This window comes from Terriglobales bacterium (assembly GCA_035691485.1).
Lineage (GTDB): Bacteria > Acidobacteriota > Terriglobia > Terriglobales > Acidobacteriaceae > JAIQGF01.
On sequence record DASSIZ010000124.1, the window covers coordinates 1 to 17,158 of the forward strand.

Genomic DNA, 17,158 nt, shown 5'->3' on the forward strand with positions numbered 1-17,158 from the left:
GTGTTGTAGGTCACCACGTTCTGCACGGTGGTGGCATTCATGCGAATCTGCGAGACAACACCGCGGAAAGTGTCTTTCGGAAAAGCGTCAACCTTGAAAGTGATGGGCTGGCCGACCTTGATCTGGCCGACGTCGCTCTCGTCGGTGGCGGCATAGACCTGCATCTTGGTGAGGTCCTGCGCGATGTTGAACAACGTGGGAGCCTGCAACGACGCGGCGACGGTCTGGCCGACGTCGATATTACGGGCAACCACGGTGCCATCGATCGGCGAACGAATGGTGGTGTGGTCGAGGTTGGTTTGCGCCACCGAAACAGCAGCGGCCTTCTGGGAAACCTGGGCCTCAGCTTGCGTGACCTGCGCCTTGGCGGCGTTGACGGCAGCCTGCGCGGTGTCGGCATTGGCTTTCGCCTGGTCGAGCTGTTGCTGTGCAATGACGCCTTCCTTGGCGAGCGCGGAATTGCGCTGATAGTCGGCCGAGGTCTGTTCGGCGGTCGCCTGCGCCTTCACCAGGCCAGCCTTAGCGGCGGCGAGGTTGGCACGTGCGTCCTGGAGATCGGCCTGCGCTTGCAGGAACGCCCCGCGGAACAGTGAATCGTCGATTTGCGCCACCACCTGGTTCTTGGTCACGTGCGAGTTAAAGTCGGCGGAAAGCTTGGAAATCGTGCCCGAAACCTGGGAGCCGACCTGCACGGTGGTAACGGCATTGATGGTGCCGGTAGCTTCGACGACGTCATTGATGTCGCCACGCTCCACGTTGGAGGTGAAGTATTTCGGCGTGGGCGTACGTCCAAAATCGAAGGCGGCAAACACGGCCACGGCGATGACCAGGGCCACAACCACGATCCACTTGCTCTTGAGGTACTTCATAAGATTTCTCCGAGTGCTACTAGATTGGACACGGGAGGAAGCCGAGTAGGGTAAAGAGTCAGTCAGCGAGGGGTAAAAGTTTGTAAATGCAGGACTACCGTGGCTAGTGGCCGGCAGCTAGTGGCTGTTCACGCCGGACAGCTGGTCACCTGATTCAGGAGAGGAGACTCTTGATCCAAGAACTGTCCGGCGCGAATGCGGGATGGCAGCTCCCGATAGCCCGTTCGGAGGAGCAACCGAGGAGCATGCCATCCGCAGCAACGGCTGGTTTTCAGGAGGCACCCCCAGCCGCTGTCCTGGTGCCCGGGTCTTGGGCGAGCACCATTGATTGACACCCATTTAACTCCGATGCCGCCGACATGGGAGTAAAGAGTCGGTCAAAAGAACGTAAAAGTTTGTAAACGCAATTAGCTCATCGAGGATGGATTGTTATAGAGCTGAATCGACTACACTGAAGCCAGCAATGGAAAGTGTGCTGATTGTCGATGACGATGTGGAGCTCTGCGACCTGGTGTCAGAGTACCTGACGCCGGAAGGTTTCGCCGTAGAAGCCGTACACAACGGCGAAGAGGGCTTGAAGCGAGCTCTCTCGGGTGAGCACGTGATGGTGGTGCTGGACGTGATGCTGCCGGGGATGAGCGGACTGGACGTGCTGCGGAAGCTGCGCGCGGAATCGCGGGTGCCGGTGCTGATCCTGACGGCGCGGGGCGATGATGTGGACCGTATTGTGGGTCTGGAGATCGGCTCCGACGATTACCTGCCGAAGCCGTTCAACCCGCGGGAACTGCTGGCGAGAATCCGCGCCATCTTGCGCCGGACGCAGACACCGACGTCGCCACCGCTGGAAAGAATCGTGGTCGGTGATGTGGAATTGGATCCGGCAGCGCGGGTGGTACGGCGAGCAGGAGACCCCGTGGAGCTGACCTCCGTGGAGTTCGGGATGCTGGAAGCGTTAATGCGGGCCTCGGGACAGGTGGTCACGCGCGAGCAACTGGCGCAAAACGTCCTGGGGCGAAAGTTCATGCCCTACGACCGCAGCATTGACATGCACGTGAGCAAGCTGCGGAAGAAACTCGGTGACAGCGACGGAAACGAACGGATCAAGACGATCCGTGGCGTCGGTTATGTCTTTACGCGGCAGGAGGAGCGTTAACCGGTGCGCAGCCTGTTCCTAAAAATCTTCCTGATTTTCTGGGTGACGATGGTAGTGGTGGGCGCGGTGCTGATCTATACCTGGGGCATCCAGCCGGAGGTAATCGTCTCGCGCTGGCGTGGCGCGACCAGCGACGCGGTGGCATTGTATGCGCAATCGGCGGCGGAGGAATTGGACCGCTATGGCATGGTGGCGTTGAACAATTATTTCCAGCGGTTGGATGCGTCGTCGCACATTCGCGCAGCGCTGTTTGACGAAAACGGGAACCTGATCGCCGGCCGGGCGTCCAAGAGCATGCGTGACCTGGCGCCACATGCCGGCCTGGGGGGCGAGCCGGCGTTCACCATCCAAGGCTCGTCGGCGATGGCGGCACAGAGAACCACTGGGCCGAGCGGACGCGTCTACATCATGGTCGGGGAAATGCCGCGCGGTCCGGTGGGGACGGTACGCCGGCTGGCGCGCGCGCAGATCGAGCAGTGGGCGGCTGCGATTCTGCTGTCAGGATTAATCTGTTACCTGCTGACGCTGTACCTGACCCGTCCCATCCTGAGGCTGCGACAGGCGACGCACGAGTTGTCGGCGGGAGACTTGAGCGCGCGCGCTCCGGCGGAACTCGAACGTCGGCGCGACGAACTGGGTGAACTGGTAAGCGACTTCAACCAGATGGCCAACCGGATCGAGCAGTTGATGATCAGCCAGCGACAGCTGATCAGCGACATTTCGCACGAACTGCGGTCTCCCTTGGCGCGGTTGAACGTGGCCCTGGGCCTGGCGCGACAAAGAGCCGGCGAGGAGGCCTCGTCCGCGTTGGACAGGATTGAGCGGGAGGCCGAGCGGCTGAATGAAATGATCGGGAAACTGCTATCGCTGGCGCGCATGCAGGGAGCGGCGGGCCCGCCGGACAAATCCCATGTGCGGCTGGATGAGATCGTAAAAGAGGTGGCGGAGGACGCGGAGTTTGAAGCCCAGGAGCGGAGCTGCGCCGTGCGCATGGTCGGAAACATAAAGTGCACGGCCGAGGGCAGTCCGGAACTGTTGCGCAGCGCGGTAGAAAACGTGGTGCGCAACGCGGTGCGATATACGGCTTCAGGCAGCGAAATCGAGATCACGCTGGCGAATCACGATTCGACGGCCGAGATCACCGTCCGCGACCACGGGCCGGGAGTTCCGGACTCGGAGCTACAGAACCTTTTCCGTCCGTTTTACCGGGTCGGCAATGCCCGCGAGCGCGACACGGGAGGGGCTGGACTTGGACTGGCGATTGCCGACCGCGCGGTGCGGCTGCACGGCGGAACGGTGGCGGCGGCGAATGCGCCAGGCGGCGGGCTGGTGGTGAAGATCAGGGTGCCGGCGCAGTGCGGATGATTTGAAATTGGCAATCGAACCTGCTTCTGTCACATTTGTTTCCTCAGTAATTTCTTCCGGAAGAACCTTCACGATCGGTTGTCCTCAGGCAAATACCTGGATTCCCTCGCTCGCGGCGAACTCGGGACGACACCGCCTCCGGCCTCGAATCCCGTTCCCAATTCTGGCGTCACGCGCACGGGTGCGGTGGGTGACATCGTGAGGTGATGCGGGTCACGGCGGAAGAGGCTGACCGGCGGGAAAATCCGCGGTTAGCGAAAACGGGTCCATCAGAAATCGGGGCACGAGCTGGCGGAGCCAATGAAAGCCAAGACGATCACGATCGGGCTGGGCATCGTGCTGGGAGCCGCGCTGGGAATCGGATCCTACACGTTTATCTACGCGCGCGGCTACTCCTACCTGTCGAACAATCCCGAGTCGTGCACCAACTGCCACGTGATGAAGGAGTACTACAGCGGATGGCAGAAGGGGAGCCATCACGCGGCGGCAAAATGCAATGACTGTCATACGCCACCCGGCCTGCTGGCGAAGTATGCGACGAAGACGTCGAACGGGTTCTTCCATTCGCTGGCGTTCACATCGGGACGATTTCCAGATTCCATCCAGATCAAGAACCGCAATCATCGCGTGACGGAAGAGGCCTGCCGTAACTGTCACCAGGACGTGGTGGCGATGGCGGAGGGCACGCACCGGGAAGCGGCAGAGATGAGCTGCATCCGCTGCCACGCGTCGAGCGGACACTCGGAAGCGGTGGCTTCCACCAATACCTCGCTTGAAGGAAACCTGCCATGAGCAACGAGAAAGAAACGGTGATCAACAAGCGTCTGTTGACGATCACGGTAGTGCTGGCGGCAATCGCCGCGGTGGCCGCGACGGGGCTGCTGGTGAATGTCTTTGAGCACCGGCAGGAAGCCAAGAACCCGTTCTATAAGACGGTGGAACTCAGTGACAAGATCGATGACCCGGCCACCTGGGGGAAGAACTTCCCCATGCAGTACAACCTCTACCTGCGCACGAAACAGGAACAGGCGACGAAGTTCGGGGGTGACGAGGCGCAGTTGAACACCAGTAAAGACGATCCTCGTCTGACGATCGCGCGCTCCAACCTGGAAAAAGATCCGCGCCTGAAAGAGATGTGGGCAGGATACGCATTTTCGGCCGATTACCGCGAGCGCCGCGGACATGAGTACATGCTGACCGACCAGATCTACACCGGCCGGCAGAAATTCGCGAAGCAGCCGGGCACGTGCCTGAACTGCCATGCGTCGCTGTACAAGGCGTACCTGGAACAGGGCAACGGCGACATCACGGCGGGCTTCGAGAAGATCAGCAAGATGCCGTACGCAGAGGCGGTGAAACTGGTCAAGCACCCGGTAGCTTGCATCGATTGCCACGAGCCGAACACGATGCAACTGCGAATCACCAGGCCGGCGTTCATCGAAGGGATCCGGGCCTTGAAGGCGTCGCAGGGAGTCGCGGATTTCGATGTCAACAAGCAGGCGAACGTGCAGGAGATGCGCTCCTACGTATGCGCGCAATGCCACGTGGAGTACTACTTCAAGCCCCCGGACAAGCGGCTGACGTTCCCGTGGTCCAAGGGAGTGGAAGTCGAGAAAATCGTCCAATTTTATGATGACGAGAAATTCAAAGACTGGGTGCACGGCGAAACTGGCGCCCCCATGCTGAAGGCACAGCATCCGGAGTTCGAGATGTGGAGCCAGGGCATCCATGCGCGCTCCAACGTGGCTTGCGCGGATTGCCATATGCCATACCGGCGCGAGGGCGGGCTCAAGATCAGCGACCACCATGTCCGCAGCCCCTTGCTGAACATCAACCGGTCATGCCAGCAGTGCCATCACTGGGACGAGAAAGAAATCAAAGGACGGGTGGAGGAGATCCAGACGCGGTTCTTCAACGAACGCAACGTAACCATGGACGCGCTGATCGACCTGGTCCGCGACATCAATACGGCAAAAACGATGGGCGCGACCGATGCCGAGTTGGAGAAGGCGCGCGACTTCCAGCGCAAGGCAAGCTTCTACCTGGACTTTGCGATGTCGGAAAACTCGATGGGATTCCATGCGCCGCAGGAGTCCACGCGGGTGCTGGCCGAGGCCATCAATTTGTGCCGTCTGGGGCAGTTGTCACTGCGCAGCACGGTCCTGCCCGCGAAGCCGGAATTAAGGAAGGCGAGTTTGCAGTCAGCTCCTAGCCAGGGGAAATGAACGTTGCACAATCGGTGACTTGGCCCGGCGGATGATCGCCGGGCTTTTTTCTTACCAGAAAAATCGGCCTGCCTGGGCCAAGTAGTGCAGTCGTGGGGGCTTGTCGCGCATCTTATACAAAGGGTCCGTGTTGCTACCGCGGGCGAAACCGTATGCCTATGCAAAAGCTGAACCGGTCGTTATTGGTCCTGGTCGTAATTCTCATGGTTTCCGGATTATTGGGCGTGGTCTTCGGGCAGCGCGTCCGATCCGAGCAGAGTGACGACACCGACATGCAACAGAACCTGCGGCAGTTTACGCAGGTCTACGACGTGGTGGAGCAGAACTACGCTGAGCCGGTAAAGGCGGACAAGGCCATCTACGACGGGGCCATCCCCGGCATGCTGCGTTCGCTGGACCCGCATTCGACCTTCTTCGATCCGAAGGCGTTCGCCCAGCTCAATGAAGAGCAGCGCGGCAATTATTTCGGCGTGGGCATGGAGATCGGCCCGCGAGGCAACAAGATCGTGGTGATTTCGCCGTTTGTAGGCGCTCCCGCTTACAAGGCTGGAATCCGCGCCGGTGACGTCATCCTGGCCGTCGACGGCAAGCCGACGGACAACATGACGACGGCCGACGTCGCCGACCTGGTGAAGGGGCCGCGCGGTTCGAAAGTTCAGATCAGCATTGTGCGCGAGGGAGCGCAGAAGCCGCTGGAATTCAACGTCACGCGAGACGAGATTCCGCGTCACAGCGTGGATGTGCACTTTCTGGTGCGGCCGGGCGTTGGCTACTTGCATATCAGCTCGTTCATCGAAACCACCGATCACGAACTGGACATGGCGCTGGCGGAGTTCGGGAACTTGAATGGATTGATTCTCGACCTGCGCCAGGATCCGGGCGGGTTGCTGAAAGAAGCGGTGTCGGTCGCCGACCGTTTCCTGCCGAAGGGCGCGGTGGTCGTGTCACAACGCGGACGTTCGTCACCGGAGATCGTTTACCGGGCAAAAAACGGGAACGGCGGGAAGGAGTACCCGATCGTTGTGCTGGTGAACCGCGGCACGGCTTCGGCGGCGGAGATTGTGTCGGGGGCGATCCAGGACCATGATCGCGGCCTGGTGCTGGGCGAAAACACGTTTGGAAAGGGACTGGTCCAGACGGTGTATCCTTTGTCTGACCATACCGGACTGGCGTTGACCACCGCGAAGTATTACACGCCTAGCGGACGTCTGATCCAGCGCAAATACACCGGCGTGTCGCTCTATGATTATTACTATGGCGCCGGCAGCCAGGACAACACGGCCGGACGGGAGTCGAAAGCCACCGATAGCGGGCGGACGGTCTATGGGGGTGACGGCATCACTCCGGACGTGAAATTCGCCACGCCCAAGGCGAACCGGTTCCAGAACGAAATGCAGATCCACTATGTCTTTTTCGATTTCGCGAAGAAGTTTCTGAGCAATCACCAGGTGCAGAAGAGCTTCACGGTGGATGACCAAGTCACACAACAGTTCCGGGAGTTTCTGAACGCCAACAAAGTCCCGTGGACCGAGCCGGAATTGCAGCAGAACCTGGATTGGGTGAAATCGAACATTAAGGGTGAATTGTTCACCGAGGTGTTTGGGGTGGATGCCGGGCTGCGGGCAAGGGCCGAGGCAGACCCGCAAGTGGCCAAAGCTCTGGAACTTCTGCCGCAGGCCAAGCAGTTGACCGAGAGCGCAAGGCGGGTGATCGCGACGCGCTCCCGCGCAGCAGGCGTGGGCAAGCAGTAGGAGTTTTGGTTTAGAATTTCGAACTGAAAGTTAATTGCGGCGGGCATGAGCGCCCGCCGCGTTGCTTTTGGAGGGTTGTTATCGCCTGGACTGGAGGGCACAAAGGGCAAGACAAGAAATTACCCTTGTTGCTCCGGGTGCGGGAGCAACAAGGGTGAGAGGATCAGAATTGCAGGCGCGCTAGCCGGAAGACTTCTCCGACTTTTCTGCCGAGTGCAACACGCGGAAACTATTGCCGCCGTTGGAGTGGACGAGCAACATAACGTCCTGCCCCTCAGGAATTTTCGAGAGCGCGTCTTTGACATCAGCCGCGGTGGGGGTGTCCTTGCGATTGACCTGCAGGATGATGTCGCCTTGGGTCAGACCGGCATTGTCCGCCGGGCTTCCGGGCTCGACGCGACCGACAAGAGCGCCCCGCATATCACCAGGAAGCCGCAACTGCTGGCGGGTATCGGCGTTGAGGTCGGTGAGGCCAAGGCCCCAGCGCGCTTTGCCGTGCTCACTTCCGGAGACAGCGCGTTCGGTAGTTCGATTCATGGCTTCGACCGTGACCGGAACGGTGACGGACTTGCCATCGCGATCAACTTGCACGTTGACCTTGGTGCCGGGACGCTTCTGGCCGACGATGACCTGCAGTTGTCCGGCGTCATCGACCTTCTGCCCGTCCACTTCGGTGATTACGTCGCCGATCTTCAGCCCGGCCCTTGCTCCGGGCGCATCGGGCTCAACTTGCGTGATGACCGCGCCGGAGGCGTCTTGCCGGTGGAAGAACCGGGCGTTGGCCGGCGTCACGTCGCTGATGCCGATGCCCATGTAGGCGTGCTCGACCTTGCCGTACTTGATCAGAGTGTCCACCGTGGGACGAGCGACTTGCGTGGGAATGGCAAAGCCCATGCCGGCAAAAGCGCCTGAGGGCGAGATCAGGAAGGTGTTGATCCCGATCACCTGGCCGCGCGCGTCGACCAACGGTCCGCCGGAATTGCCCTGGTTGATGGCGGCGTCGGTCTGGATGAACTGGCCGGGCTTGCGAGCGTTATCGGAAAACGGATTCGGGCGGTTTACCGCACTGACGATGCCGCGGGTCACGGAGAAGCGGAACCCGAGCGGATTGCCGAAAGCGAGCACGGTCTGCCCGGGATGCAATTGCGTGGAATCGCCCCAGGGGACGCTGGGGAAATTGCTCCCGGCGACCTTGATGACGGCAAGATCGGTGAGCGGGTCGGCGCCGACAAGTTTCGCGGGAAGCACGCGGCGATCGCTCATGGTCACGCTGATGTCTACCGCACCGTCCACCACGTGATTGTTGGTGACGATGTAACCGTCAGGGGAAATGATGACGCCGCTGCCGCCGACGTGCTCGATCTGCGGCCGCTGCCGGAATTGAAATTGGCGGAACTGGGGACCGAAGAATTGTCCGAAGCCGGGCGGCAAGTTCGGCATCTGCGGCGCCTGCTCATCGTCATTGTCGCTCGTCAAGTGCGCGGAGGAGCGGGAAGCGACAGTGACGTTCACGACCGCCGGCGTTACGCGCGCGGCCAGGGTTTCCATGGCTTTGTCGAGCGCCAGAATGGCGTTGACGCTGTCGGGGTCCAAGGCCGCCGCGGCAGGAGCGGCGGAGGCTGCATGCACATTTGTGGGACGCGCGAATTCAAGTGCGCCCCAAGACATGATCATGGCGAAGGCGACGACCGACGTGATCAGCGGTCGCGCCACGATCCTCTTCCATTGATCTGCTATCCAGGTTTTCACAGGTTCACCTCTTTGTTGATATCAACTAATTGATTAGTTTTATTTCGCGCAAAATCTCCGATTACAGTCACAAATTCTCCTAAATGTTCTTTTGAGGCTCTGCCGGCGACCGCGCCGGAGCGGCGTGCCAAACCGCAAAGTGAAACACGATCGGGGTAGGTCCAAAAACCGGGTCGTCGACAAAGATGATGAGCACGCCCGTGGTTACAGGTGTTTGCGGCATCGCCTTGACTTTGGCTTGAATGACGCGCGGCGCGCCTGGTGAAACCGTTCGGGCGAGCACCGGGCGAGGACGCAACGCCTGCGATCCTTGCCGCCCGAGTTCAGCGGCGGACCTGTTGTTAGACTTCGCTTGGATCAGGCGAGGCGCAGAAGCGGGCCTCTTGATAGCGGATGGCGGTAGATCGACGGCGGACCGATTCAGCGCAAGCTGCGGGGGAACCGGCAGGGCAGGTCTTGCGATGGCGAGTGATGTAGCTTGATCCTGGAAGCTCACCAACGGCGGTAACTGCGAGACGATGCCGACGCAGGCGCATGTGAAAGCCGCCACCAAAGCAACAGAAATCTTCCCCCCGGTGGCGGTTTTCGGGCGATTTACGTCAAGAATTCGAGCGACGCGTAACGTGGTCTGGCGAACCCGGTTTACCGCCGCCTGCACCAGCGCGGTGCTGCGGCGGGCGAAACTTTTTTCGGCCAAGCCGGCCAGGCACCTGGCATAGGCATGAGGGCTGGATGTTTCTGCCAGCACGGCGTCGTCGCACGCCACTTCTCTCTCCAGCGCAATCCGTTGCTCCATCCACCAAGCGGCGGGATGGAAGAACAGCAGCGCCTTGACCAGCTTTTGCAATGCATTGGTCCAGTCATCCCAGCGGCGAAGGTGTGCCAGTTCGTGCAGCAGGACCTGGTTCATCTCCGTCGGTGAAAGCTGATCAAGAAGACCGGCGGGAATCACGACCATCGGCTTGAAGAAGCCGAGAGCGGTGGGAACGTGAACGCGGTCGGAAGTCAGGATCTCGATGCGCCGTAACGGACAAATACGCGTGGCCGTGGCTTGCCATGCCGGATCGGCGTTCCCAATCGCGCGGCAACTCTGGCGCAGGCGACGCAACTCGCTAAGGCCAACCCCGACACGCAACAAGCCTATCGCGGCGGCGCCAGCCCATGCCGGCGCGAGGTAGAGGGCCCAGGAAGGCGGGACAGAGACCAAAGGATGCACTGCCGGTGCCGTCCTCCCAAGCACATGCAAAGAGCTGTCGGCGAGCGGCAGGAACGCGGTTGCAAGCAGCGCAGTAAACCACACGGCGAAGCGCGTGGACGCATTGGGTCGCGGGATGACCCGCAGCAGTACCCAGGCAAACGCTGTAAGTGCGATACCGAGGACAAACGAATGTAAAATTCGCTCAGCCGTTCCCTGGGCGGCGGCGATCAACAGGCTGTAAAAGACGTTCATCGTTCCTGCGTCCCGCCTTCCAGCATGCGGCGAAGCTTCTTCAACTCGGCTTCGTCAATGCTGTCGTCCTGCAATATGTTCAACACCAGTTGTTCGTGCGAGTTCTTGAAGAAGCGATTCACCAGGTGGCGGATCTCGAAGCGCGTCGCTTCCCTTTTACCCAGCAGCGGCGTGTAGACGTGCGCCCGCCCATCCTTCAGGTGCTTGACGTAGCCTTTGTTCTCAAGGATTCGGATGGTGGTAAGCACGGAGTTGTACGCCAGCGCCGGCTTGCCGGGCAGGCTGTCGAGTACCTGCTGCACGGTGGCCGAGCCTTTCTGCCATAGCACGTTCATCAGGCGAAGCTCGGCTTCCGTCAGGGTCTGAGACTTTCTCGGCGGCAAGCGGCCGGTTCCTCCTCGATTGGCGTCTCATTTCATTAGACGGGCAATCATGAGATTTGTCACCTAAATAATTAGTTGCAAAATAATACAAGAAAATCGCTCACAGACCAAGGTAGGCAGCGCGGATGTTCTCGTTACTGAGCAATTCCGCCGATGGACCCTGAAGAATGACCGCGCCATTCTCCACCACATAGCCGCGGGTGGAGACGCTGAGACCGTCCACCACATTCTGCTCCACTACCATGACGGTAACGCCCTTTTCGCCGATCTGGCGGATCTTGGCAAAAACTTCCTCCACCAGCTTGGGAGCAAGGCCGAGCGAAGGCTCGTCGAGCAGCAGCAGTTTGGGTTCCGACATGAGGCCGCGCGCGATGGCGACCATCTGCTGCTCGCCGCCGGAGAGCGTCCCTGCCGGTTGCCTGCGGCGTTCCTTCAAGCGCGGAAACATGGCGTACTGCTCTTCGAGCAATTGCGGAATCCGGGGACGTGTGCGGTCGATGTAAGCGCCGAGCACGAGGTGCTCTTCGACGGTCATATAAGGAAACAGTTGCCGGCCTTCCGGCACGTGGCTGATGCCGCGCGCCACGATTTCGTGCGCGGGCGTCCTGCTGATGTTCTGACCGTCGAAGGTGATGGAGCCCTTTTTCGCGCGCAGCAGGCCGCTGATAACGCGCAGGGTGGTGGTTTTGCCGGCGCCGTTGGCGCCGATCAGGGTCACAATCTCACCTCGACTGACTTTCAGGGTGATGTTGAACAGCGCCTGGAAATCGCCGTACGAGGCCTCGACCTCGTTCATCTGCAGCAGTTCGTTCCCGTTGGCGCTCATTTCAGCAATTCCTTGTACTTCGACCCCAGGTAGGCGGCGATCACTTGCGGCCACTGAACGACGTCCTGGGGCTTGCCTTCCGCGATCTTCACGCCATAATCGAGTACGACCACGCGGTCGGCGATCTTCATGACCACTTGCATGACGTGCTCAACGCCACCGATGGCGGCGATGCCCCACTCGGGAAGTCGCTTGAGCAGGTCAGCGAGACTGAGCGCCTCGGAAGTCGGCAGGCCGGCGACCACCTCGTCGAGCAGGATGAGCTTGGGTTTGGTGGCGAGGGCGCGGGCAATCTCGAGACGTTTCATCATCGGCAGTCCCAGGCCGCGCGCCGGCAGGTGCATGACCTTGGCCATGCCGAGAAACTCGAGCACCCTGGTCGCTTCCCTCTCGGCGATGTGCGCGGACGAGGTGTGCAGGAACGCGCCGAGCATCGCGTTCTCCAGGATGGTGAGGTTGCGCAGCGGCTTGACGATCTGAAAGGTGCGGCCAATGCCGATTTTCGCGGCTGCGTCGGGAGAGGAGTGGGTAATGTCGTGACCGTCGAAAATGATATTGCCGGCGTCCGCCTGGTGAACGCTGGTGATCAGGTTAAAGAGCGTAGTTTTACCGGCGCCATTGGGTCCGACGATGAAGGCGATCTCGCCGGCGGCGACCGACATGGAGACGTCGGAAACGGCTTTCAGCCCGCCGAAGCGCTTGCTGACGTTCTTGATTTCCAGCAGAGGCATCAAGTAAGGCCCAATTTCTTAGGGGCTAAAGCCCCTCGGAATGACACACAACTAAAGTCCTGTTGGCGCGGCTAAAGCCGTGCCCTTCCCTTTCATTCCGGCTGCGGAAGCGGTACGCGCCTGCTCTCTTCCGCCGGACCTGGAGGTGGCGTCGCAGCAAAAGCCGGAGGGGGCGCAGCTTTAAACCAGCGCAACTTGCGCATGAGTGTTCCAACAATTCCTTCCGGAAGAAACAGCACCACCAGCACAACCAGAATTCCGTAAATCAGCAGGTGCGCTTCCTTGAAGATGTTCTTAAACACTTCGTTGGCGGTTTCCAGGACGAGCGACCCGACCACAGGCCCGAGCAGCGTCCCGGCGCCCCCGAGCATGGGCAGAATCGAGATTTCAACCGAGAGCTCGATCCCGAGAACAGGATCGGGAACGATAAAAAGAAACAGGCTGGCGTAGAGCGCGCCGGCGACCGCCGAGATAGCCGCGCTCAGCAGCAGCGACCACAACTTCACACGCGCTGTGTTGACGCCGACGGAGAGGGCGGTGTCCTCGTCTTCGCGGATGGCCATCAGGTAATACCCAAAGCGCGAGCGCTCCACCCAGGCATTGATGGCAAAGGCGGCGATGGTCAGCACCACGCACGCGTAATAGAAAGACATCATCGTGTTCTGCGGGAACAGAGAGGGCACCGGTGTTCCCACGTCACCGCCGGTGACATTCGGCAAGTTCTTGGCGATCAGCCTGACCACTTCGGCAAAGGCGATGGTGGCGAGGCAGAAGTAAGGTCCGCGCAAGCGAAATGACACGCTGCCGATAATGACGGCAGCGACCATGGACGCCACAACGCCCCCCAGGATCGCCAGCCACGGGGAAGCACCTTTACTTAACAGCGCCAGGCCATAGGCGCCGATGCCGAAGAAGGCAGCGTGCCCCAGCGATAACTGCCCAGCGTAACCGCCGACCAGGTTCCAGGCCAGTCCCAGGGTCGCGAAAAGAAACAGCCGGAAAATGACTTGCAGAAAATAATCATTGCGGACGAATACAGGAATCACGAGGGCGATTAGAAAAATTGCAGCACCGATGAGTACCTGGGGGCGCTTCATGCGCGCTGGCTCCCAAAAATCCCACTCGGTTTGAAGGAGAGCACGAGAATAAAGAGCACGAAATCCACCACCAGCGCCCACTCATTGCCCCAATACAAGCTGGTGAGGCTTTCGACAACCCCGAGCACCAGCCCGGCGGCGGCGGCGCCTTCGATCGATCCCATCCCGCCCATGACAACCATGAGAAATGATTTCAAATTGAAGAGATGCCCGACATCGGGATACAGGTAGAACACCGGCAACAGGAGTCCCCCGGCGATGCCGGCGGCGGCAGCGCCGATGCCGAAAGTGACAGCCTGCACACGATGAATGTTGATTCCCATCAGGGGCGCGGAATAAGGGTTCTGCGCGATGGCCCTGGCGGCGCGGCCAAACATCGTGCGCATGACGAAAAAATAGAGGGCGAACGCGGCCAGTAGCGCGATGGCGAACGAGATCAGCCAGGGAGCGTTGAGCGAGATCTGTCCCATGCGGAAATTCTTGCCGAGCAGGGCGAAATTCAACTGGTGGTAATCGGCGCCGAAGACCAGCAGGACGGTATCCACCGAGATTAGCGACACCCCCAAAGTAAGCAGGATGATCATGAACTCGGCCTGGACCGGGACATGCCTCACCAGACCGGCATAGACAGCCATGCCAATGGCGAACAGCAGCGCGCCGGCGGCGAGGAATCCGAAATATGGGTTGACGTGGCCGTACTCAAAGATCACCCAGGTGGCGTACATGCCGAGCATGAGAAAGGCGCCGTGGGCAAAGTTGACGATGCGCATGACGCCAAAAATCAGCGCCATCCCCATCGCGATGAGCGCGTACAGCGCTCCCGTCAGGATTCCGTTCAGGACCGCTTGCAGGAAAGGATAGAGCCAGTCCACCACATCACCCCACCGGCAACCCGCAGATTAGAGTTCTCCCTTTTTCTTCCGCTCCGCCCAGGTCGGCGTGGGATAAATCGGCTTGGCTTCGGCGGCATCCGGCGGCCACACGACCTTGTATTGCTGATTCTGGATTTGCGTCACCAAAGCCGGGTGGGCGTTTTGACCCTTGGCATCGAACTTAATGGGACCGAAAGGCGTCATGGGAATATCGATGGCACGAATCTGGTCGCGGATCGCCGCCGGCGAGGTCATGTTCTTCTTCATCGCTTCCACCGCGACAATGAGGGCGACATAAGCTTGCAGAGCGTGGAATGAGGGGTGAGTCTTGGTGAGCTGGAAAAACTTGTCGTCGAATTCCTTGGAGCCTGCCCACTTCGCGGTCGGCAGCCACTGGGACACGGAGTAGGTGTAGTTGGCGTACTTGCCCGCGCCCTTGTCGGTGGGGAATTCCGCGATGGCGAAGCCGGTGCCGGCCGAAGTGTAATACTTTGGGTTCAGATTCACGGTTTCGGATTGGCGCATGAGCGTGGTCGCGTCCAGCAAGTACGACGCGAGGTAGACCGCTTCCGGGTTCTTACCCTTCACACGCTGGAGCAGCGACTTGTAATCGGGAGAACTGGCCTGGTAGGCCTCCGTGTCCACCACGTTCATTCCGGCCGCGGTGGCTAGGGCATTCATGGAGTTGAAGTTTGCCTGCCCGAAGTTGGTGTTCTCGTAAACGATGGCAAGCGTCTTAGGATTGCCATTATTCTTCAGAAAATCCAGGGTGGACTTGGCGTAGTCGCCGGATCCGGCGCAAAGACGGAAGATCCATTGTGAGCCGGTTTGCATGATGTTGTCGGCGACGGCGGTGGGAATGAGGAGGGGGACCTGCTTGGCGGTAACGACCGGCACGATGGCGCGCGTGCTCTCGGAAGAATAGGAGCCGATAATGATGGGAACGTGGTCCTGGTCTACGAGCTTGTTCACGCCTTGCACCGCCTGATCCGGCTTGCTTTGATCGTCATAAAAGTCGAGTTCAATCTTCTTGCCGTTGACGCCGCCCTTGGCGTTGATCTCCTCCAGCGCGATGGCGTAGCCGTTCTTGTGGGCCTGGCCGAATGCCGCCTGGCTTCCGGTGAGCGAAGTGATGACGCCGATCTTGATGGTATTGCCGGCGCCTTTATTTTGGCAGCCGATCAGGACTGCAAGGCTCAACACTGCGACCACGATGAGCACAGCAGAGGCTCTGGGGCGCATGGCCACTCCTCCAAATAAAATTTTCAGCACACAGGACGCGAAGCCGTCCAATCGCGCGGTTGGAATTGTACGCTTCCGGGGCAAGAAACGGCGACAGGCGCCGATCACAATGACCGGCGCCTGCCGTGGTTAAGGGACAAGGTTGGGTTTACGGGAAGTACCAGCGGAAGGCAGTCAGGATTTCATGCTGCTGGCCAAGGGGCCCACCCAGGACAGGAATAGCTGCCGTGTTCTGGTTTCCCGTCCACACAGCGCGGCGCTGATACGAATAGAACATACCGTACTGGATCGTACCCGCAGGCCCCCGGTAGAAGCGATACCAGAACCCTGGACTGAACTCCATGAGATTGCGGTTGGAAACCGCGCACGCCTGCCCGGCTAACGGTATCTCGACCTGGCAGCCACTCTGGATGGAGAAGACGGTGCCATAGCCGACGCCGGCAGTTGGGAAGCCGACCGGGATGGTCGCTGTGCCAGGTGAGAACGCGGTGTAGTAAGGCGAGCGCTGGATGTACTCGTCGCCGGCATAGATCATGAAGTCAAGCTTCGGAGTCGGATGAGTCTCGATTCCGATCGCGCCGGAGTAGCCGAGGAGCGGTTGTAAGGTCCCATCGGGTCGGATCGTAACATCCGTCCCATTGGGGCTGTAGCGGCCGATACCACGGCCACCGAGGGTGGTCACGACAATATCCACCTTCTTGGCGACCACGGGCAGGACCGCATTGAACGCAACCGAAGCGGCCGGGGTTGTATGGTTGGTGCCGGCACTGGCAATGCCGGAATTGGCCGTCACACCGCCGACCACGGGAGTGAGGGCAACGCGGTCACGGAAAAAGCGTCCCATGACGCCAATTTCGAAATGGCCCCAGCCGGGTTCAAACGCGATCTTGCCAATCAGGTCAGGCGCCGCGTTGAGAGAGAGGCCGCTGGCGAACGTGCTGCACGGGGCAGTTCCGGTCGTCGCAACCCCATTGATAGTCGGCCCTGCGACGGGCGCGTTGTTGCAGTTGGCGCCAGAACCCAGAGAAATGGTGGGACTGCCTTGCAGGCCCCAAATGGTGGTGTTGGCGGGAGTCGAGCCGGCAACGGTGGTTTGCCCTTCTTCCGCCGCCACCGCAAAGTAAAACTTCTTCTTGTTGGCGAGATCGAAAGTCTTGTAGACGCGGACACCGCCCTGGCGGGTGTAGTGCCAGCCTACCTCCAGGGATGCGCTGATGTGTGTCGGCAGCATGATGCCGCGCGGTCCCACGCCAGTGCGGTTGGCGGTGATCAAGCTCCAGGTTTATCCGCCGGAAAAGGAGACGCCGCCGGGAGCATCGACATTGGCCCAGAGTTCACGAATACGAGGCTGGAAGCTGTTGGTCGTGGTTTCGTTGGCCGTCTGTGCAGCGCCTTCAAAGTCCATCTCGTAGTACGCCTGCACGTTCGACCGTCCGAACTTGCCT

At 60.2% G+C, this 17,158-nt stretch carries 15 protein-coding genes; 5 read left to right on the forward strand and 10 right to left on the reverse strand.

What is annotated here, in order from left to right:
* Nucleotides 1-869, reverse strand: an 869-nt coding sequence (locus VFI82_16130) for an efflux RND transporter periplasmic adaptor subunit (GenBank protein HET7186213.1), incomplete at its 3' end; no start/stop codon positions are given.
* Nucleotides 870-1,332: 463 nt separating this feature from the next.
* On the opposite strand from VFI82_16130, the gene VFI82_16135 reads away from it, so the two are divergent.
* From VFI82_16135 to VFI82_16155, 5 genes are all read left to right on the forward strand, one after another.
* Nucleotides 1,333-2,022 carry a response regulator transcription factor gene (locus tag VFI82_16135; GenBank protein HET7186214.1) on the forward strand — a complete coding sequence of 230 codons (690 nt, stop codon included), beginning with the start codon at nt 1,333-1,335 and terminating at the stop codon, nt 2,020-2,022.
* A gap of 3 nt (nt 2,023-2,025) precedes the next feature.
* Nucleotides 2,026-3,387, forward strand: a complete 1,362-nt coding sequence (locus VFI82_16140) for an ATP-binding protein (protein ID HET7186215.1) — start codon at nt 2,026-2,028, stop codon at nt 3,385-3,387.
* A 300-nt stretch (nt 3,388-3,687) separates the two neighbouring features.
* Complete coding sequence (gene nrfH, locus VFI82_16145; GenBank protein ID HET7186216.1) at nt 3,688-4,179, forward strand: cytochrome c nitrite reductase small subunit; 492 nt, start codon at nt 3,688-3,690, stop codon at nt 4,177-4,179.
* The gene (locus tag VFI82_16150; protein HET7186217.1) at nt 4,176-5,612 is read left to right on the forward strand and encodes an ammonia-forming cytochrome c nitrite reductase subunit c552; all 1,437 of its coding nucleotides are present in this window, start codon (nt 4,176-4,178) and stop codon (nt 5,610-5,612) included. Before nrfH ends, VFI82_16150 begins: the two co-directional genes overlap by 4 nt.
* A gap of 152 nt (nt 5,613-5,764) precedes the next feature.
* Complete coding sequence (locus VFI82_16155; GenBank protein ID HET7186218.1) at nt 5,765-7,363, forward strand: S41 family peptidase; 1,599 nt, start codon at nt 5,765-5,767, stop codon at nt 7,361-7,363.
* A gap of 180 nt (nt 7,364-7,543) precedes the next feature.
* Here VFI82_16155 and VFI82_16160 read toward each other — a convergent pair whose 3' ends face one another.
* The 9 genes from VFI82_16160 to VFI82_16200 all read right to left on the reverse strand — a co-directional run bounded on the left by VFI82_16160 (nt 7,544) and on the right by VFI82_16200 (nt 16,986).
* Nucleotides 7,544-9,076 carry a Do family serine endopeptidase gene (locus tag VFI82_16160; GenBank protein HET7186219.1) on the reverse strand — a complete coding sequence of 511 codons (1,533 nt, stop codon included), beginning with the start codon at nt 9,074-9,076 and terminating at the stop codon, nt 7,544-7,546.
* A 115-nt stretch (nt 9,077-9,191) separates the two neighbouring features.
* Nucleotides 9,192-10,562 carry a M56 family metallopeptidase gene (locus VFI82_16165; GenBank protein HET7186220.1) on the reverse strand — a complete coding sequence of 457 codons (1,371 nt, stop codon included), beginning with the start codon at nt 10,560-10,562 and terminating at the stop codon, nt 9,192-9,194.
* Entirely contained in the window at nt 10,559-10,945 is a 387-nt protein-coding gene (locus VFI82_16170; GenBank protein ID HET7186221.1) for a BlaI/MecI/CopY family transcriptional regulator, read from the reverse strand. The genes VFI82_16165 and VFI82_16170 overlap by 4 nt, the downstream gene beginning before the upstream one ends.
* Nucleotides 10,946-11,045: 100 nt before the next feature.
* On the reverse strand, nt 11,046-11,771 hold the full coding sequence (locus VFI82_16175) for an ABC transporter ATP-binding protein (GenBank protein HET7186222.1): 726 nt from the start codon (nt 11,769-11,771) through the stop codon (nt 11,046-11,048).
* Nucleotides 11,768-12,502: an ABC transporter ATP-binding protein gene (locus VFI82_16180; protein ID HET7186223.1), complete on the reverse strand. Its 735-nt coding sequence runs from the start codon at nt 12,500-12,502 to the stop codon at nt 11,768-11,770. Before VFI82_16180 ends, VFI82_16175 begins: the two co-directional genes overlap by 4 nt.
* A 92-nt stretch (nt 12,503-12,594) precedes the next feature.
* The gene (locus VFI82_16185; GenBank protein ID HET7186224.1) at nt 12,595-13,599 is read right to left on the reverse strand and encodes a branched-chain amino acid ABC transporter permease; all 1,005 of its coding nucleotides are present in this window, start codon (nt 13,597-13,599) and stop codon (nt 12,595-12,597) included.
* Entirely contained in the window at nt 13,596-14,471 is an 876-nt protein-coding gene (locus tag VFI82_16190; GenBank protein ID HET7186225.1) for a branched-chain amino acid ABC transporter permease, read from the reverse strand. Before VFI82_16190 ends, VFI82_16185 begins: the two co-directional genes overlap by 4 nt.
* Before the next feature lie 27 nt (nt 14,472-14,498).
* A complete protein-coding gene (locus tag VFI82_16195; protein ID HET7186226.1) occupies nt 14,499-15,713 on the reverse strand; it encodes an ABC transporter substrate-binding protein in 1,215 nt (404 codons plus the stop codon).
* Between the two features lie 148 nt (nt 15,714-15,861).
* The gene (locus VFI82_16200) at nt 15,862-16,986 is read right to left on the reverse strand and encodes a hypothetical protein (GenBank protein ID HET7186227.1); all 1,125 of its coding nucleotides are present in this window, start codon (nt 16,984-16,986) and stop codon (nt 15,862-15,864) included.
* Nucleotides 16,987-17,158 lie beyond the last annotated feature (172 nt).